11 protein-coding genes are annotated in these 14,225 nt (G+C 60.0%); 7 read left to right on the top strand and 4 right to left on the bottom strand.

Annotation, left to right across the window (positions count from 1 at the left end; translation table 11 throughout):
• Positions 1 to 96: 96 nt before the first annotated feature.
• Entirely contained in the window at positions 97 to 1,776 is a 1,680-nt protein-coding gene (locus HBN63_RS13495; protein WP_170049782.1) for a hypothetical protein, read from the top strand.
• A 327-nt stretch (positions 1,777 to 2,103) separates the two neighbouring features.
• On the opposite strand, the gene HBN63_RS13490 is transcribed toward HBN63_RS13495, so the two are convergent.
• The gene (locus tag HBN63_RS13490; RefSeq protein WP_170049781.1) at positions 2,104 to 4,986 is read right to left on the bottom strand and encodes an EAL domain-containing protein; all 2,883 of its coding nucleotides are present in this window, start codon (positions 4,984 to 4,986) and stop codon (positions 2,104 to 2,106) included.
• A 222-nt stretch (positions 4,987 to 5,208) separates the two neighbouring features.
• On the opposite strand from HBN63_RS13490, the gene uvrD reads away from it, so the two are divergent.
• The 5 genes from uvrD to HBN63_RS13465 all read left to right on the top strand — a co-directional run bounded on the left by uvrD (position 5,209) and on the right by HBN63_RS13465 (position 10,681).
• Entirely contained in the window at positions 5,209 to 7,422 is a 2,214-nt protein-coding gene (gene uvrD, locus HBN63_RS13485; protein WP_170049780.1) for a DNA helicase II, read from the top strand.
• 32 nt (positions 7,423 to 7,454) lie between these two features.
• Positions 7,455 to 8,543: a TRAP transporter substrate-binding protein gene (locus HBN63_RS13480; protein ID WP_170049779.1), complete on the top strand. Its 1,089-nt coding sequence runs from the start codon at positions 7,455 to 7,457 to the stop codon at positions 8,541 to 8,543.
• Between the two features lie 103 nt (positions 8,544 to 8,646).
• Positions 8,647 to 9,225: a TetR/AcrR family transcriptional regulator gene (locus HBN63_RS13475; RefSeq protein WP_170049778.1), complete on the top strand. Its 579-nt coding sequence runs from the start codon at positions 8,647 to 8,649 to the stop codon at positions 9,223 to 9,225.
• Between the two features lie 104 nt (positions 9,226 to 9,329).
• Positions 9,330 to 10,175 carry a TIM44-like domain-containing protein gene (locus HBN63_RS13470; protein ID WP_170049777.1) on the top strand — a complete coding sequence of 282 codons (846 nt, stop codon included), beginning with the start codon at positions 9,330 to 9,332 and terminating at the stop codon, positions 10,173 to 10,175.
• A 137-nt stretch (positions 10,176 to 10,312) separates the two neighbouring features.
• On the top strand, positions 10,313 to 10,681 hold the full coding sequence (locus HBN63_RS13465) for a VOC family protein (protein WP_090250911.1): 369 nt from the start codon (positions 10,313 to 10,315) through the stop codon (positions 10,679 to 10,681).
• 3 nt (positions 10,682 to 10,684) lie between these two features.
• On the opposite strand, the gene HBN63_RS13460 is transcribed toward HBN63_RS13465, so the two are convergent.
• Positions 10,685 to 11,278 (bottom strand): hypothetical protein, encoded by a 594-nt coding sequence (locus HBN63_RS13460; RefSeq protein WP_170049776.1) that lies wholly within the window; start codon positions 11,276 to 11,278, stop codon positions 10,685 to 10,687.
• 131 nt (positions 11,279 to 11,409) lie between these two features.
• Between HBN63_RS13460 and HBN63_RS13455 the strand changes: the two genes are divergently transcribed.
• Complete coding sequence (locus tag HBN63_RS13455; RefSeq protein WP_090250916.1) at positions 11,410 to 11,820, top strand: SMI1/KNR4 family protein; 411 nt, start codon at positions 11,410 to 11,412, stop codon at positions 11,818 to 11,820.
• A gap of 63 nt (positions 11,821 to 11,883) precedes the next feature.
• Here the strand turns inward: HBN63_RS13455 and HBN63_RS13450 are convergent, their stop codons facing one another.
• Positions 11,884 to 12,576 (bottom strand): HAMP domain-containing sensor histidine kinase, encoded by a 693-nt coding sequence (locus tag HBN63_RS13450; protein ID WP_170049775.1) that lies wholly within the window; start codon positions 12,574 to 12,576, stop codon positions 11,884 to 11,886.
• Entirely contained in the window at positions 12,573 to 14,177 is a 1,605-nt protein-coding gene (locus HBN63_RS13445; RefSeq protein WP_170049774.1) for a tetratricopeptide repeat-containing response regulator, read from the bottom strand. The genes HBN63_RS13450 and HBN63_RS13445 overlap by 4 nt, the downstream gene beginning before the upstream one ends.
• Positions 14,178 to 14,225: the final 48 nt, after the last annotated feature.

The raw sequence follows: 14,225 nt of genomic DNA, 5'->3' as shown, positions 1-14,225 counted from the left end.
GCTTTACGAAAATAAACGAATATCAGTGGGCAGCAATTAATTTACTGCCTTGCCCATCTTCGATGGGCAATCAAAACACTCATAACAAGGATTCATATGCGCCATCTGAAAACCGCGATTGCCCTCGCCTGCCTGACTTCTTTGGCAGGCTGCAGCTCTGAATACGACAGCTCAGAAATTAAGACTAAAGATAGGTCTCTCCACTACACATCCGAGTTTTTGGAGAAAGAATCCGGCGACCCTATTACTGGGACAGTGGTCTTTAAGCGCGATGAGACCGTAGTCAAATCCATACAAGTGGTTGATGGCAAGGTCACTGGCGAGTGGATTGACTACAGCAATGATGGCAAGCTACTTAGAACTGCCACGCTGGAAAATGGCGTGGAAGTCGGCGTAAAAACTCAGTATTGTGAAGATGAACTCAGCGGTCAAATACGTTGGACCCATGATTATTCCGGCGACACAATCAAGCAAACCACTTTTGACTGCAAGACTGGCCTGCTTACCGAAGAATCAACCAAACTCAAGGGTGTTGGCTTCATCGGTGTAAGTAAAGCCTGGCACATTGTCGATGGCAACCAGGTTCCTAAGTCTGTTGAAAACTACAATGCTGTCGGTAAGAAAGACGGTGTGTCAGAAATATATTTTAAAGATGGTCAACTTCATTCTTCGCAAACGTTTAAAGACGGAAAGCAAACAGGTGTGGCTGAAGAGTTTTTCGAAGATGGAAAAATGTATTTTTCACGCACTTACATAGATGGCAAGCAAGATGGTCCGTACAAGGAGTATGTACGCTATGAAGACGGTACAGTCCGCCTGAAAGAAGAAGGCATATACAAAGGTTACTCGATGGTCGAAGGGAAGACCTATGAAACCGATACTCGCTACCCAGAAGGCACGCTGGAGAAGCACATCTTTCCAATCTGGGATGGTGGTCATGCCACCCTGTTCTTCGGCCCCGATAAAGTTGGAGTTAACTGGACGGAAGGCGAAGCCTCGACTAGAGAACGCATGGTGATGACCAAAGTTCTCGATGGCCAAGATGCTCTCCAATCCGACATCGACAACATCGCCTATTTGATTAAAACGACACAGGTTGACCTGAACAAGGTCTATGGTGAAGGTCGCTACGTGATGCAATACGGCGACCACCTTATTACAGCCATGGCAGAGGGTTACTACGACCCAATGATCAGCATGGGACTTGATCCACAGAGCACCGATTTTGACGGCACCACGCGTCTGATGATGTGCATTCAAAACGAGCGCCGCTGCTCATTCGATCACATGATGCGCCTAGCGAACGAAACGCTTGCTGCCGGTGCCAAGTCGAAGCATGCCTATGGCGAAACAGCAGCCTCGTTCTTCTGTAAAAACCTGGATCGTATCCGAAGCGACAAAAAATACGACCTGTTTACTGTGCTGTTGAAACTGGATGACGTGAACAAAGCCAACTTCACCGGCCAGACCCCGCTGCATCAGTGCATGGGGCAGAAAGACCTGACCGCAGCGAAAATGCTTATTGCTGCAGGTGCAGATCTGACTGCCAAAAACTACGGCGGATTTACCCCGCTGGACATGGGCTTCGTCCAACAGCACGGTTTCAACGTTCAGTTGAAGTGGTCCCCTGACCGCGTGAAGGCTGTCGGCGAAATGGCCAAAGGATCGAGCTTCAGCTTTAATGCCCCGGTCCCGGTATACAAGAAGTCGCTTAAAGACATCTTCCTTGAAAATGGCGATGCTGCCAGCGCTCAGGCAACAGAAGCGTTCAACTGATTCAGTTGATATATCTGCACAATAGCCGGCTCTTTAGCCGGCTTTAATGAGATGATCCCCCCGACACCCTGTGAGACGGTACCTTCACAGGGTGTTTTCTTTGCGGAGGCCAGTGCAAGAAGCCCAAATCCATACTCAAAATCCAGCGCCGCCGAGGCAAAAAACGCGCGGGCCAGCCTTGGCAGTGAGCGAACAAAACGCCAAGTGTTCGAGCCCCCTTTCAAGGTGCTCAGCAGATCCCTTATACACGCCCAAGCGTTATCGCTCAGCCTGCTTCTTAGGGCATGGCAAAGCAAAATTTTAACGTGAGCCTTACGTCAACAGAACCTAGAACTTGCTCGTCTGCTCGCGCAGCAATTGAGCGAACTGTTCGGCTGGCACCGGCCTGCTGATCAGGTAACCCTGGATCTCGTCGCAGCGCTGGCTCTTGAGGAAGTCCATCTGCGCCTGGGTTTCCACGCCCTCGGCGACCACCTTGAGTTCCAGGCTGTGGGCCATGGCGATGATCGCGCGGGTGATCGCGGCGTCTTCGCTGCCGGGGGTGAGGTCGCGGATAAAGGTCTGGTCGATCTTCACGTAATCCACCGGGAAGCGCTTGAGGTAGCTGAGCGAGGAATAGCCGGTGCCGAAGTCATCGATCGCCAGTTTGACGCCCAGTTCGCGCAATTGCTGGAAGGTGCTGATCACACTTTCAACGTTGTCCAGCAACTGGCTTTCGGTCAACTCCAGCTCAAGGTACTGCGCCTCAAGGCCGGTTTCATCGAGCACCTGGCGCACCAGGCTGAGCAGGTTGCCCTGGCGCAGCTGATGCACCGAGAGGTTTACCGACACGCGAATATGCGCCAAGCCCTGCAGTTGCCAGGTACGCGCCTGCAGGCAGGCTTGGCGCAGGACGAATTCACCAATCGCGCCGATCAGCCCGGTTTCTTCGGCCAGCCCGATAAAGTCGCTCGGCGGCACCAGGCCCAGCTCCGGATGCCGCCAGCGCACCAGCGCCTCGGCCGCATTGAGGCTGTCGGACACCAGGCACAGCTTGGGCTGGTAGAACACTTCCAACTGGCCTTCGTCGATGCCTTTGCGCAGCTGGTTTTCCAGCTGCAGGCGCTCCAGGGTGCAAGCCTGCAGGTTATCGGTGAAGAACTGGAAGGTGTTGCCGCCCAGGTGCTTGGCGTGTTGCATGGCCATATTGGCCTGGCTGACCAGAGCGGAGATTTCCCGCGCGTTATCCGGCAGCAAGCTGATGCCCAGGGAGGCGCTGACCACCAGCTCATGCCCGCCCACGGTCATCGGCACGCGCAGCTTGCTCAGTAGGCGGCTGGCCAACCGTGCCAGGCTGGAGAGGCTGCCGTAGGCGTCGATGAGGATGGCGAATTCATCACCGGACAGACGCGCCAGGGTATCGGCCTCCGGCACAGCCTGAGTCAGGCGCCGGCTGACCTGGCGCAGCAGCTGGTCAGCGACTTCATGACCGAGGCTGTCGTTGAGCAATTTGAAGCGGTCCAGGTCGACGTGCAGCAACGCAATGCTGCGCCCGCTCTGTCGCGCACGCTGGCTGGCGTCGTGCAGGCGCTCCTTGAACAGGCTGCGGTTGGCCAGGCCGGTCAGTTCGTCGTAGTGCGACAGGTAGCGCAGGCGCTCTTCGGCTTCCCGGCGCGACGACAGGTCGGCGAAGAAGCCGACGATATGGCTGACACTGCCCCGCGCATCGCGCACTACATTGAGTTGCAGCCACTGCGGATACAGCTCGCCGTTCTTGCGCGTTTCGATCAGCTCACCGCACCAGGTGCCGCTGTTTTCCAGCTCCAGGCGGATCATCTGATACTGCCGACGGCTGTCGCTGCTGCTGATCAGGCTGATTACGCTTTTGCCGACCACTTCGTCCTGGCGATAACCGGTCACGTCGCTGAAGGCCTGGTTGACCGACAGCAGGCGGTAGTCCGGATCTAGAATCACGATGCCTTCGCTGGCGGCCTCGAACACCGTGGCGGCCAGCTGTTGCTGCTGCTCCTGCACCTTGCGCGCACTGATATCACGACGGGTGCCGAGCATGCGCAGCACGCGGCCTTCGGCGTCGCGCTCGACCGCGCGGCCACGGTCTTCGATCCACACCCAATGACCGGCGGCGTGCTTGATGCGGTATTCCACCTGATAGTCGTCACTGCGCCCTTTCATATGCTCGACCAGTGCACGACGCAGCACTGGCAGGTCATCCGGGTGCAGGCGCGGCTTGAGGTCGCGCAGCATCACCTGCACTTCATGGGGCTCCAGGCCGAAGATTTCCTTGAGGCGCGAGTGGTGCACCTCATCGCTCTGCAGGTCCCAGTCCCACAGGCCCAGCTCACTGGCCTCAATCGCCAGGGTCAGGCGCGCGCGGCTCTTGCTCAGGGCGTAGGTGGTTTCATCCAGTTCAAGCGTGCGCTCAGCAACGCGCATTTCCAGCTCATCATGGGCCAGGCGTAACTCGTGCTCGGCACGCCGACGCTGTTCCACTTCATGGGCAAGCTCACCATTGAGGCCTTCAGCCTGCTGCTTGGCGTGCTCCAGGTTGCTGATCAGTGCCTGATTGTGAAACCGCTGCAGCAAGCTGCGCTGCACCAGCCGATTGACCTGCCAGGCCACCACCAGCAGGGCCAGCAGCAGAATACTGCCGAGCACACCCCAGCCCTGTTGCAACGGATGCTCGCTGAGCAGCAGATAGCCCACCGAAGGCAGCAGGCAAGGCAAGGCAAAACTGAGGAAGGCGGTAAAACTGATGGCATAGGCCACGCTGGCCGAAAGAATCGCCGCGGCAATCAGGCCGTAGACCAGGGCTTGCAGGTAAAACACATCCGCCGGCACCAGAGCGATAGCCGCAAACGCCAACGTCAGTCCCGAAGCGCCCGCGCCAAACAGGAACAGCAGACGCCAGGAGCGTTCAGCCTGACGGCTGGGTAATGCAGTATTGAAGGCCCGGACCTGCACCAAACGCAGCACGGCGAGGATCACCAGCCAGATTGCCCAGCTGACCAGCAGCACCGGTGGCAGCGCACCCCATAACAGGAAGGCACACACCACGCCGCTGAGCAGCATGAACAAGGTTGGCACCTGCGAGCCCTGATAGAGCATGCGGGTGCGTTCGGCGGCGATATCTGTCGCGAACAGCTGAGCCACTTCCCGCCCGGAAGTCGGCTTGAGGCTATTGGCGGCAGCAAATGAAGTCGATGCGGTCATAGGCGATTTTCTTATAGTGGTTGCCTAAACGTCGGCGCAGCATACGCGAGCTAGACGCTTCGCCCAAGCCGGATGTGCGCCAATTCACAGTACAAATACCCAACTTTCGATGGTCACAGCCATAGCCCATCTACGCTCGTTGAGCTGACTCACCAGTCGTCCAATAAAACCGCCACAACAGCCTGGTTTGCCCTGCCTGACGCAGCCCCCTAGAATGCCGCGATGCAAAATGACCCCGAACTCCTGATTGCCTCTCTTAATGATGCCCAACGCCAGGCTGTTGCCGCGCGTGTGGGCCGCCAACTGGTACTGGCCGGCGCCGGCTCCGGTAAAACTCGCGTGCTGGTGCACCGCATTGCTTGGTTGATCCAGATCGAGAATGCCTCGCCGCACAGCATCCTGTCGGTGACGTTCACCAACAAGGCTGCCGCCGAAATGCGTCATCGCATTGAGCACATGCTCGGTGTCAGCCCGGCGGGCATGTGGGTCGGCACCTTCCACGGCCTGGCCCACCGCCTGCTGCGCGCGCACTGGCAGGAAGCCGGCCTGGCGGAAAACTTCCAGATTCTCGATTCCGACGACCAGCAGCGCATCGTTAAGCGGGTGATCCGCGACCTCGGCCTGGATGAACAGCGCTGGCCGCCTAAACAGGCGCAGTGGTTTATCAACGGGCAGAAGGACGAAGGCCTGCGGCCAAAGAACATCCAGCCCGGCGGCGACCTGTTCCTCGCCACCATGCTGAAGATCTACGAAGGCTACGAAGCGGCCTGCGCGCGCGCCGGGGTCATCGACTTCTCCGAGCTGCTGCTGCGCGCACTCGATTTGTGGCGGGATAAGCCGGGCTTGTTGGAGCATTACCAGCGGCGCTTCCGGCATATCCTGGTGGACGAATTCCAGGACACCAACGCCGTCCAGTACGCCTGGCTGCGCCTGCTCGCCAAGGGCGGCGACAGCATGATGGTGGTGGGCGACGATGACCAGTCGATCTATGGCTGGCGCGGCGCGAAGATCGAAAACATCCAGCAGTTCTCTGATGACTTCAGCGATGCCGAAGTGATCCGCCTGGAGCAGAACTACAGATCCACCGCCGGCATCCTCAAGGCCGCCAACGCCCTGATCGCCAATAACCAGGGCCGCCTGGGCAAGGAACTGTGGACCGAAGACGGCGATGGCGAGCCGATCAACCTGTATTCCGCGTTCAACGAACACGATGAAGCCCGCTATGTGGTGGAATCGATTGAGGATGCCCTGCGCAAGGACGGCCTCAAGCGCAGCGAAATCGCCATTCTCTACCGCTCCAACGCCCAGTCACGGGTGCTTGAAGAAGCGCTGCTGCGCGAGAAAATCCCCTACCGCATCTATGGTGGCCAGCGCTTCTTCGAGCGCGCGGAAATCAAGAACGCCATGGCCTACCTGCGCCTGCTCGACGGCCGCGGCAACGATGCGGCGCTGGAGCGGGTGATCAACGTGCCGGCCCGCGGTATCGGCGAGAAGAGCGTCGAAACCATCCGCGAATACGCCCGCGCCCATGATGTGTCGATGTGGGAAGCCATTCGCCTGATGGTCGCCGCCAAGGCCTTACCGGCCCGTGCGTCGGGTGCCCTGGCCGGGTTTATCGAACTGGTCGAAAATCTCGCCGCCAAAGTGTTGAGCATGCCGCTGCACCTGATGACCCAGACAGTCATTGAGCAGAGCGGACTGATTGCCTACCACAAGGCCGAAAAAGGCGAAAAAGGCGAAAAAGCCCAGGCACGCATCGAGAACTTGGAAGAACTGGTGAGTGCCGCGCGCACTTTCGACAACACCGAGGATGACGAGCTGACGCCGCTGCAGGCCTTCCTCAGCCACGCCTCGCTGGAAGCCGGCGACACCCAGGCGGCAGAAAACGAAGACAGCGTGCAGCTGATGACCCTGCACAGCGCTAAGGGCCTGGAGTTCCCCCAGGTGTTCCTGGTGGGCATGGAAGAAGGCCTGTTCCCACACAAGATGAGCCTGGAAGAGCCCGGTCGCCTGGAAGAAGAGCGTCGTCTGGCCTACGTCGGCATCACCCGCGCCATGAGCAAGCTGGTGATTACCTACGCCGAAACGCGCCGTCTGTACGGCAGCGAGACCTACAACAAGGTGTCGCGCTTCGTTCGCGAGATACCGCCGCAGCTGATTCAGGAAGTGCGCCTGTCCAACAGCGTCAGCCGGCCGTTCGGCGCGGTCAGCCGCAATGTGGGCAGCAACAGCATGAGCGGCGATAGCATGTTCGCCGGCAGCGCGGTGCCGGACACCGGCTTCAACCTCGGCCAGCGCGTGCAGCACTCACTGTTTGGTGAAGGCACCATCCTCAACTTCGAAGGCTCCGGCGCGCAGGCGCGGGTGCAGGTGAATTTCGAGAGCGAAGGCAGCAAGTGGCTGATGCTCAGCTACGCCAAGCTGCAGGCGCTGTAATCGACAATCTATTCAAACAATAAGGAGCCCCCATGATCCGCCGCCCTCTGCTGCTTGCCAGCGCCCTGCTCGCCGCTTTCGGGCTGGCCGGCTGCAAGGAAGAACCTGCCGCGCCACAAGCTACCGCCGAGCCGGTACAGACTTTCCACTGGAAGATGGTCACCGCATGGCCGAAGAACTACCCCGGCCTGGGCACCGCCGCCGAGCGTTTGGCCGAGCGGGTCAAGGCCATGAGCAACGGCCGCCTGACCATCAAGGTGTATGCCGGTGGCGAACTGGTGCCGCCGCTGGAAGTATTCGACGCCGTGTCACGCGGCACCGCCGAGCTGGGTCACGGCGCGGCCTATTACTGGAAGGGCAAGGTGCCGGCGGCGCAATTCTTCACCGCTGTGCCGTTCGGCCTGTCCACCAGCGAAATGAACGCCTGGCTGAGCAGGGGCGGCGGTCAGGCGCTATGGGATGAAGCCTATGCTCCCTATGGCGTAAAACCGATGGTAGTGGGCAACACCGGCATGCAGATGGGCGGCTGGTACAACAAGGAAATCAACTCGCTGGATGACCTCAAAGGCCTGAAGATCCGCATGCCGGGCCTGGGCGGCGAAGTGCTGAGCAAACTCGGCGCCACCACCGTTAACCTGCCAGGCGGCGAGGTATTCACCGCTCTGCAAACCAACGCCATCGATGCTACCGACTGGGTCAGTCCCTACAACGACCTGGCCTTCGGCCTGCACAAGGCGGCCAAGTTCTACTACTACCCGGGCTGGCAGGAACCCCAGGCGGTACTCGAGCTGCTGGTCAACCAAAAGGCCCTCGACAGCCTCCCGGCTGACTTGCAGGCGATCCTCACGGAAGCCGCCCGCGCCGCCAGCCAGGACATGCTCGATGACTACGTTTACCACAACGCCATGGCGCTGGATGAGCTGAAACAGCAAGGCACCCTGCTCAAGCGCTTCCCCGACGACGTACTCGCCGCCATGCAGCGCGAATCCGCCGTGGTGCTCGGCGAGCTGGCCGCGCAGAGCGAGCTGAATGGGCGCATCTGGGCTTCGATGCAGGCCTTCCAGGCCCAAGTCAGCCAGATGCACCAGCTGTCGGAGAAAGAGTTGTACAACTGGCGCTAAGTACCCGCCACACGCACAAACAAACGGAACCTTCGGGTTCCGTTTGTCGTTTCAGATCAGCCCGACGGCGCTCGCCGCCCATACTGCATGGCGAGGTGAGCCGATGAAACGCGCAACTGTTTCCGCGTCACAGATACTCGATAGCGCCCTGCAACTGGCCCATGTTTGCGGCTGGGAACGCCTGCATCTGTTCGATGTGGCGGCCGATCTGGGTGTGGGGCTGGATGCCATCGCTGTGCATTACCGCGAGAAGGATCAGCTGGTGGAAGCCTGGTGCGACCGTGCCGACCAGGCCCTGCTGGCGCGCGGCAACGACGCAGACCTGCTGACGCTAGAGCCGGCCAAACGCCTGGAAGAACTGCTGATCGCCTGGTTCGACAGCCTGGCCGCGCACCGCGCAGTGAGCGGACAGATGCTGCTGTACAAGCTGGAACCGGGGCATATCCACCTGCAGCTTGGCGGCCTGCTACGCATCAGCCGCACCGTGCAGTGGTGGCGTGAAGCGGCGCGGCGGGAAACCCTGCACCTGTGCCGTATCGCCGAGGAAAGCCTGCTGACTGGCGTCTACCTGCGCTGCTTTATCCACTGGCTGCGCCACCCCGAGGAAAACCCAGCCGACTTCCGCGCCCTGCTGCGCCGGCAGTTACGCTGCGGGCCGCTACTGGTGCTGCTGCGCCGCTAACTCAGGCGCACGGGCAAAAGCTCGAAACATTCTAGGCCTAGCCAGCGCCGCTCACGCCGGGCAAGATGCCGCGCGTAGATCCAATCACCAAGAGACAGCTAACCATGCAGCGTTTCCTTAGTATCGCCCTGGCCATGTTCCTCAGCCTGGGACTGACCACCATGAGTTTCGACGCCGAAGCCAAGCGACTGGGCGGCGGCAAATCCTTCGGTTCCGCGCCAAGCCACCAGGCTCGCCAAGCGCCAGCCCAGCAAACCGCTGCCCCGGCTGCCGCCGGTCGTCAACCGGCTGCGGCCAGCGGTGCATCGAAGTGGTTGGGCCCATTGGCCGGTCTGGCCGCAGGTGGTCTGCTGGCCTCGATGTTTATGGGTGACGGCTTCGAAGGCCTGCAGATCATGGACATGCTGATCTTCGGCCTGATCGCCTTCCTGCTGTTCCGCTTCCTCGCCGCCCGTCGTCAGCAAGCCAGCCCGGCGACTGCCAACGGCGCACCGATGCAGCGTGAAATGCCAGCGGCTTCAGCCTCGATCTTCGGTGGTAGCAGTGCAGCGGCTGCGATCAAACCGGTGATCAATGCCCCGGCCTGGTTCAACGAGCAGAGCTTTATCAGCGCCGGTCGTGAGCACTTCCTCAGCTTGCAACAGCACTGGGATGCCAACGAGATGGACAAGATCGCCGAGTTCGTCACCCCGCAGCTGCTGGAGTTCCTCAGCCGCGAGCGTGCAGACCTGGGCGATGGCTTCCAGTCCACCTACGTCGACAACCTCGATGTACAGCTGGATGGCGTCGATGATCTGAGCGACAAGACCGTAGCGACCCTGACCTTCACCGGCGTGGCAAAAACCTCGCGTTTTGACCAGGGCGAAGTATTCAGCGAAAGCTGGCGTCTGGAGCGGGCCGTTGGTGACAACCAGCCGTGGCTGGTTGCCGGTATCCGCCAGAACGGCTGATCCCTCGCTATGCTGAGAAAACCCGGGCAAGTCCCGGGTTTTCTTTGTCTATCATTCAGCAACTGTATGGACTGGCGCGCGGCCTACTCAAAGTGCAATCTGATCCGCGCCAAGCACACCACCCTGAGGATTAAGCAATGATCGGATACACCACTGTGGGCACCACCGACATGGAAAAAGCCAAGTCGTTCTACACCCCTTTGCTGGCAGAGATGGGTGCCAAAATCGTCATGGATTTGGGCCGCATCGCGTTCTATGGCATCGCCAAGGGGCAGCCGATGTTTGCCATCTGTATTCCCCATGACAAGCAAGCACCGACACCAGGCAATGGCCAGATGATCGCGCTGCCTGGCGGATCACGCGAGGGTGTGGACAAACTTTACGCCAAGGCCATCGCGTTAGGCGCAAGCGACGAAGGGGCGCCGGGCGAACGCATACCGGGCTTCTATGGTGGCTATTTCCGTGATCTGGACGGCAATAAACTGGCCTTCTTCCACATGGGCTAACCGCTAGCCCGGATCGACGCTGGTACCCGGTGGCTTGGCCGCCGGGGCTGGCTGCTGGGCCTTTTCACTCCATGCCTGGATTTCTTCACGGCGCTGACGGCTGTTCAGTTCCGCGCGATCAATCATTTCATTGTAATCAGCCAGCCAGCTGCGCGAACCCGGCAGCATGTTGGCCAAATCACGCATACCGGCCTTCAGTCCCTGCATCACTTGCTGATAATCACGCTCCTGAGCCTGCAATACCTTGCTCACTTCAGCGATGGTGTCTGGGTTCTCCGCACGCTCAAATAACCCAGTCAGTTGTGAGGCTTGTTGACTGGCCAACAGCTCTTCCTGATTGCTCAATGCGGTCTGCTGCACGGCCAGTTGCTGCTCAAGCTGCAGGAGCTTTTTTTCCAGCGCCTGAATACGCGGCCCATCACCGGCACTGAACACGCTGTGAATATTCAGCCCGACCGAAACCAGCATCAGGCTACCCAGCACCCCGGCCAACGCCAGGATAAACAGCCGGTTGCGCTTGCCAGCGGTGGTCAGCAGTTGGAGCCGCTCCTCCTCACTGAGCGCACCGCCTTCGGGTTCTTGCGTTTCACTTTTCATGACTCGACCAATTAATGACGTTCAAAAATTGACGCACTATCCACATGAACAATAGCACTGTGCCAGCTTTTTGCTTAGACCCGTCTAAGGTATAAGACGCTCCCGTATTACCTGCAAAAGAGGCCAGCCCCGTGGAAGAAGTCATCGAACAGTTGCGCGAACTCAACGAGCCGGTGCCCGTCCCGCTGGAGTTGCCGGAAGAAGAAACCCTGGTGGAGATTCAGGAGCAGATCCTTATCCATCTGCCCTTCGCCCTGCGCGAATACCTGCTGCAGGTCAGCGATGTAGTCTACGGCCGCCTGGAACCGGTAACCGCCAGCGACCCGCAATCGCATACCTACCTACCGGAAGTCGCCGCCACCGCCTGGTCCCTGGGCGTACCGCGCGAATTCGTGCCGCTGTGCGAAGACCACGGCAACTACTACGTGGTCGAAGAAGACGGCACCGTGCTGCTGTGGGAAGCGGAAACCGGCGAAATCAACGAAGACGAAACCTGGGAATCGGTCTGGCACTGGGTACGTGACGTCTGGCTGGAAAGCTAAGCGTTTTTTACGGTCTTACGTGCGGCCCTGCGGCGTTATACACACCGCAGGGCCGCAGTCGTTTCAGGGCAGATAAATCCGAAACACCCCACCACCCAGCGGCGCGCCGTTGGCCAGTTCGATATGCCCGCGCACGCCGTGGCGTTCGTGCAGCTCGGCGATGCGGCCGGCGAAGTACAAGCCCAGGCCGGTGCTGCCGGTGCTGTGCTTGAGGCCGAGGACGTAGTTGGATTGCTGGCTGAGCATCTCCTGCGGGTAGCCCTGGCCGTCGTCGCAGATCGCCAGCACCAGCTTGCCGCCTTCCTCCCAGGCCCGAATCAGCAAGGCGCTGTGGGCGTAGCGGATGGAGTTGGTGATGATGTTGGCGACCACCGAGCCGAGTAGCTCTTCATCGAAGAAGCCCATCAGATCGAAGCTTTCCACCTCGCAGCGTGCGCTGATCTGCCGGCTTTGCAGCACCTCGAAGTGCCGCGCCAGCTGTGCCTGGAGAAAATCCTCAACCTCGTGATAACCGGGGCGCATAGGCAGCTGGTTAACGCCGAGCTTATACAGGCCGAGCAGTTGCACCAGCATGCCGTTGAGACGGGCAAACTCATACTCAATCACGCCCTGCTCGCTGGCCTGCTGCTGTTCCGGCGGCAGCTGCGACTGCCACTGCGCATGTGCGCGGGTGAGCATAGCCAGGGAGTTTTTCATGTCGTGCACGGTGGAGGCGATCACCGTGGAGAAGTCCAGTCCGCCAGGGGAATCACTCATTGGCCGGACGCTCGCCGCTGCAGTTGCAGGTAACGCGCATGCCGGGCATCCGTCTCGGGCATCTGGCTGACCACGGCCAGACAGCGCCGACACTCCTCGAGTAAAGCGGCAGACGCTTCGCCGCTGGCCGATTGCAACAGCGATTGTGCGGTATTGAGGGCGATGCTGATGTTCTTCGGTTGCAGGGCAAAGGCCTGACGGAACAACCGGAGCGCCTCGTCGAACTGCTTCTGCTGGTAGCAGCGCACACCTTGGCGATTGAGCTCCACGGCCTCTTTACCTCCAGAGAGAATCTCGGCGTTGTCAGTCTGCCGGGCCACGCCTTGCATCACCTGCGGGTCGTCGCCGTATACCTCGACACAGCTTTTCAGCAACGCATCACTGGCTGCCGTCTGGCCCAGCGCGCGCAACTGACTGGCGACGCTGAGGGCAGTATCGGCGGCGAACAGCTGCGGCAGCTTTTCCATCGCCGCAGCGGCTTCGGCGGCCAGTTGCGCAGCACGCTTGGGCTCGCCGGATTTATTCAGGCTGCTGGCCAGGGCCAGGCGTGAGCGCACCTGCACATTGGGGTCATGGGCATAGATTTTATCCAGCTCACCGAGGGCCTGACTGACCTCGATCTGCAAGCGCTTATCGAGCGAGCCGTCACCGGCCTGGGCGGTGATCGCCTGGGCCAGACCAAGGTAGTTTTCCGGGCTCTTGAATTTGGAGGTGCGACCTTGCTCCATGGCTTGTCGATAGGCCTTCCCGGCGCTGTCGAAGTCCTGGTTATCCAGCGCCAGTTTGCCCAGCTGCATCTGCCGGCGAATCGCCAGCGGAGCCAATTTGACCGCATCTTCAAGGGCTTGCTGAGCGCGCTGGCTCTCGCCCTGCGCCAGCAGCACGGCGGCCAGGCCGTCGTACAGTGCCGGCATCATCGGGAATAGCTGCAAACCCTTCTCGTAGAGGCTCTGCGCACGACTCAACTCGCCGCGCTTGTGCATCAGGCCGGCCAGCGCCACCTGCGCCCAGGGCAACGGTCGCTCGGCCAATACGCCATTGAGCAGCTGCTCCAGCTCATCCAGACGCCCCAGCTCGCGCAGCGCCGTGGATTGGTAGCGCTGGCACAAGGGCAGGTAGCGCTTGTCCTGCTGGCTGAGGGTTTTGCAGGCCTCCAGTACGGCGGCCGGATCCTGTTTGTCGAGGCCTTGAAGAATGCCCTTGAGTGCAGTTTTGCGCTCCACCAGTTTGTCCAGGCGCTGATCGAGGCTGGCGCGGTTGAACGGCTTGGTCAGGTAGGCATCCGGCTCGTGCTCAAGGGCGCTGAGGACCATGGCCTGGCTGCTTTCGGCGGTGACCATGACAAAGATGCACTGATGACTGATCAGCTTGCCGGCGATCAACTCTTCCAGCACCTGCTGGCCATTCTTGCCACCGCCCAGGTTGTAGTCATGCAGGATGATGTCGTAGCGCTTGTTGCGGCACATGCTCAGGGCTTCTTCACCGCGGTCGGCGGTGTCCACATCACGCGCGCCCATGTCACGCAGCATGGACTTAAGCGAGCTGCGAAAGTCGGTGAAATCATCGACGATCAGGATGCGTTTACTGCCGTATTCCAGCATTGAGGAGCCCTTGTGCTGTCGTCTCAGAGTCGAATCAGTGTAGTTGTC

Source organism: Pseudomonas sp. WS 5011 (assembly GCF_012985775.1).
Classification (GTDB): Bacteria; Pseudomonadota; Gammaproteobacteria; order Pseudomonadales; family Pseudomonadaceae; genus Aquipseudomonas; species Aquipseudomonas peli.
The sequence above is the reverse complement of the archived record's forward strand: the minus strand, read 5'-3'. Positions and strand labels throughout refer to the sequence as shown.

Bases quoted from the DNA above. Each gene is read 5' to 3' on its own strand.
- HBN63_RS13495 (WP_170049782.1), top strand. From the start codon at position 97: ATGCGCCATCTGAAAACCGCGATTGCCCTCGCCTGCCTGACTTCTTTG.
- HBN63_RS13490 (WP_170049781.1), bottom strand. From the start codon at position 4,986: ATGACCGCATCGACTTCATTTGCTGCCGCCAATAGCCTCAAGCCGACT.
- uvrD (WP_170049780.1), top strand. From the start codon at position 5,209: ATGCAAAATGACCCCGAACTCCTGATTGCCTCTCTTAATGATGCCCAA.
- HBN63_RS13480 (WP_170049779.1), top strand. From the start codon at position 7,455: ATGATCCGCCGCCCTCTGCTGCTTGCCAGCGCCCTGCTCGCCGCTTTC.
- HBN63_RS13475 (WP_170049778.1), top strand. From the start codon at position 8,647: ATGAAACGCGCAACTGTTTCCGCGTCACAGATACTCGATAGCGCCCTG.
- HBN63_RS13470 (WP_170049777.1), top strand. From the start codon at position 9,330: ATGCAGCGTTTCCTTAGTATCGCCCTGGCCATGTTCCTCAGCCTGGGA.
- HBN63_RS13465 (WP_090250911.1), top strand. From the start codon at position 10,313: ATGATCGGATACACCACTGTGGGCACCACCGACATGGAAAAAGCCAAG.
- HBN63_RS13460 (WP_170049776.1), bottom strand. From the start codon at position 11,278: ATGAAAAGTGAAACGCAAGAACCCGAAGGCGGTGCGCTCAGTGAGGAG.
- HBN63_RS13450 (WP_170049775.1), bottom strand. From the start codon at position 12,576: ATGAGTGATTCCCCTGGCGGACTGGACTTCTCCACGGTGATCGCCTCC.
- HBN63_RS13445 (WP_170049774.1), bottom strand. From the start codon at position 14,177: ATGCTGGAATACGGCAGTAAACGCATCCTGATCGTCGATGATTTCACC.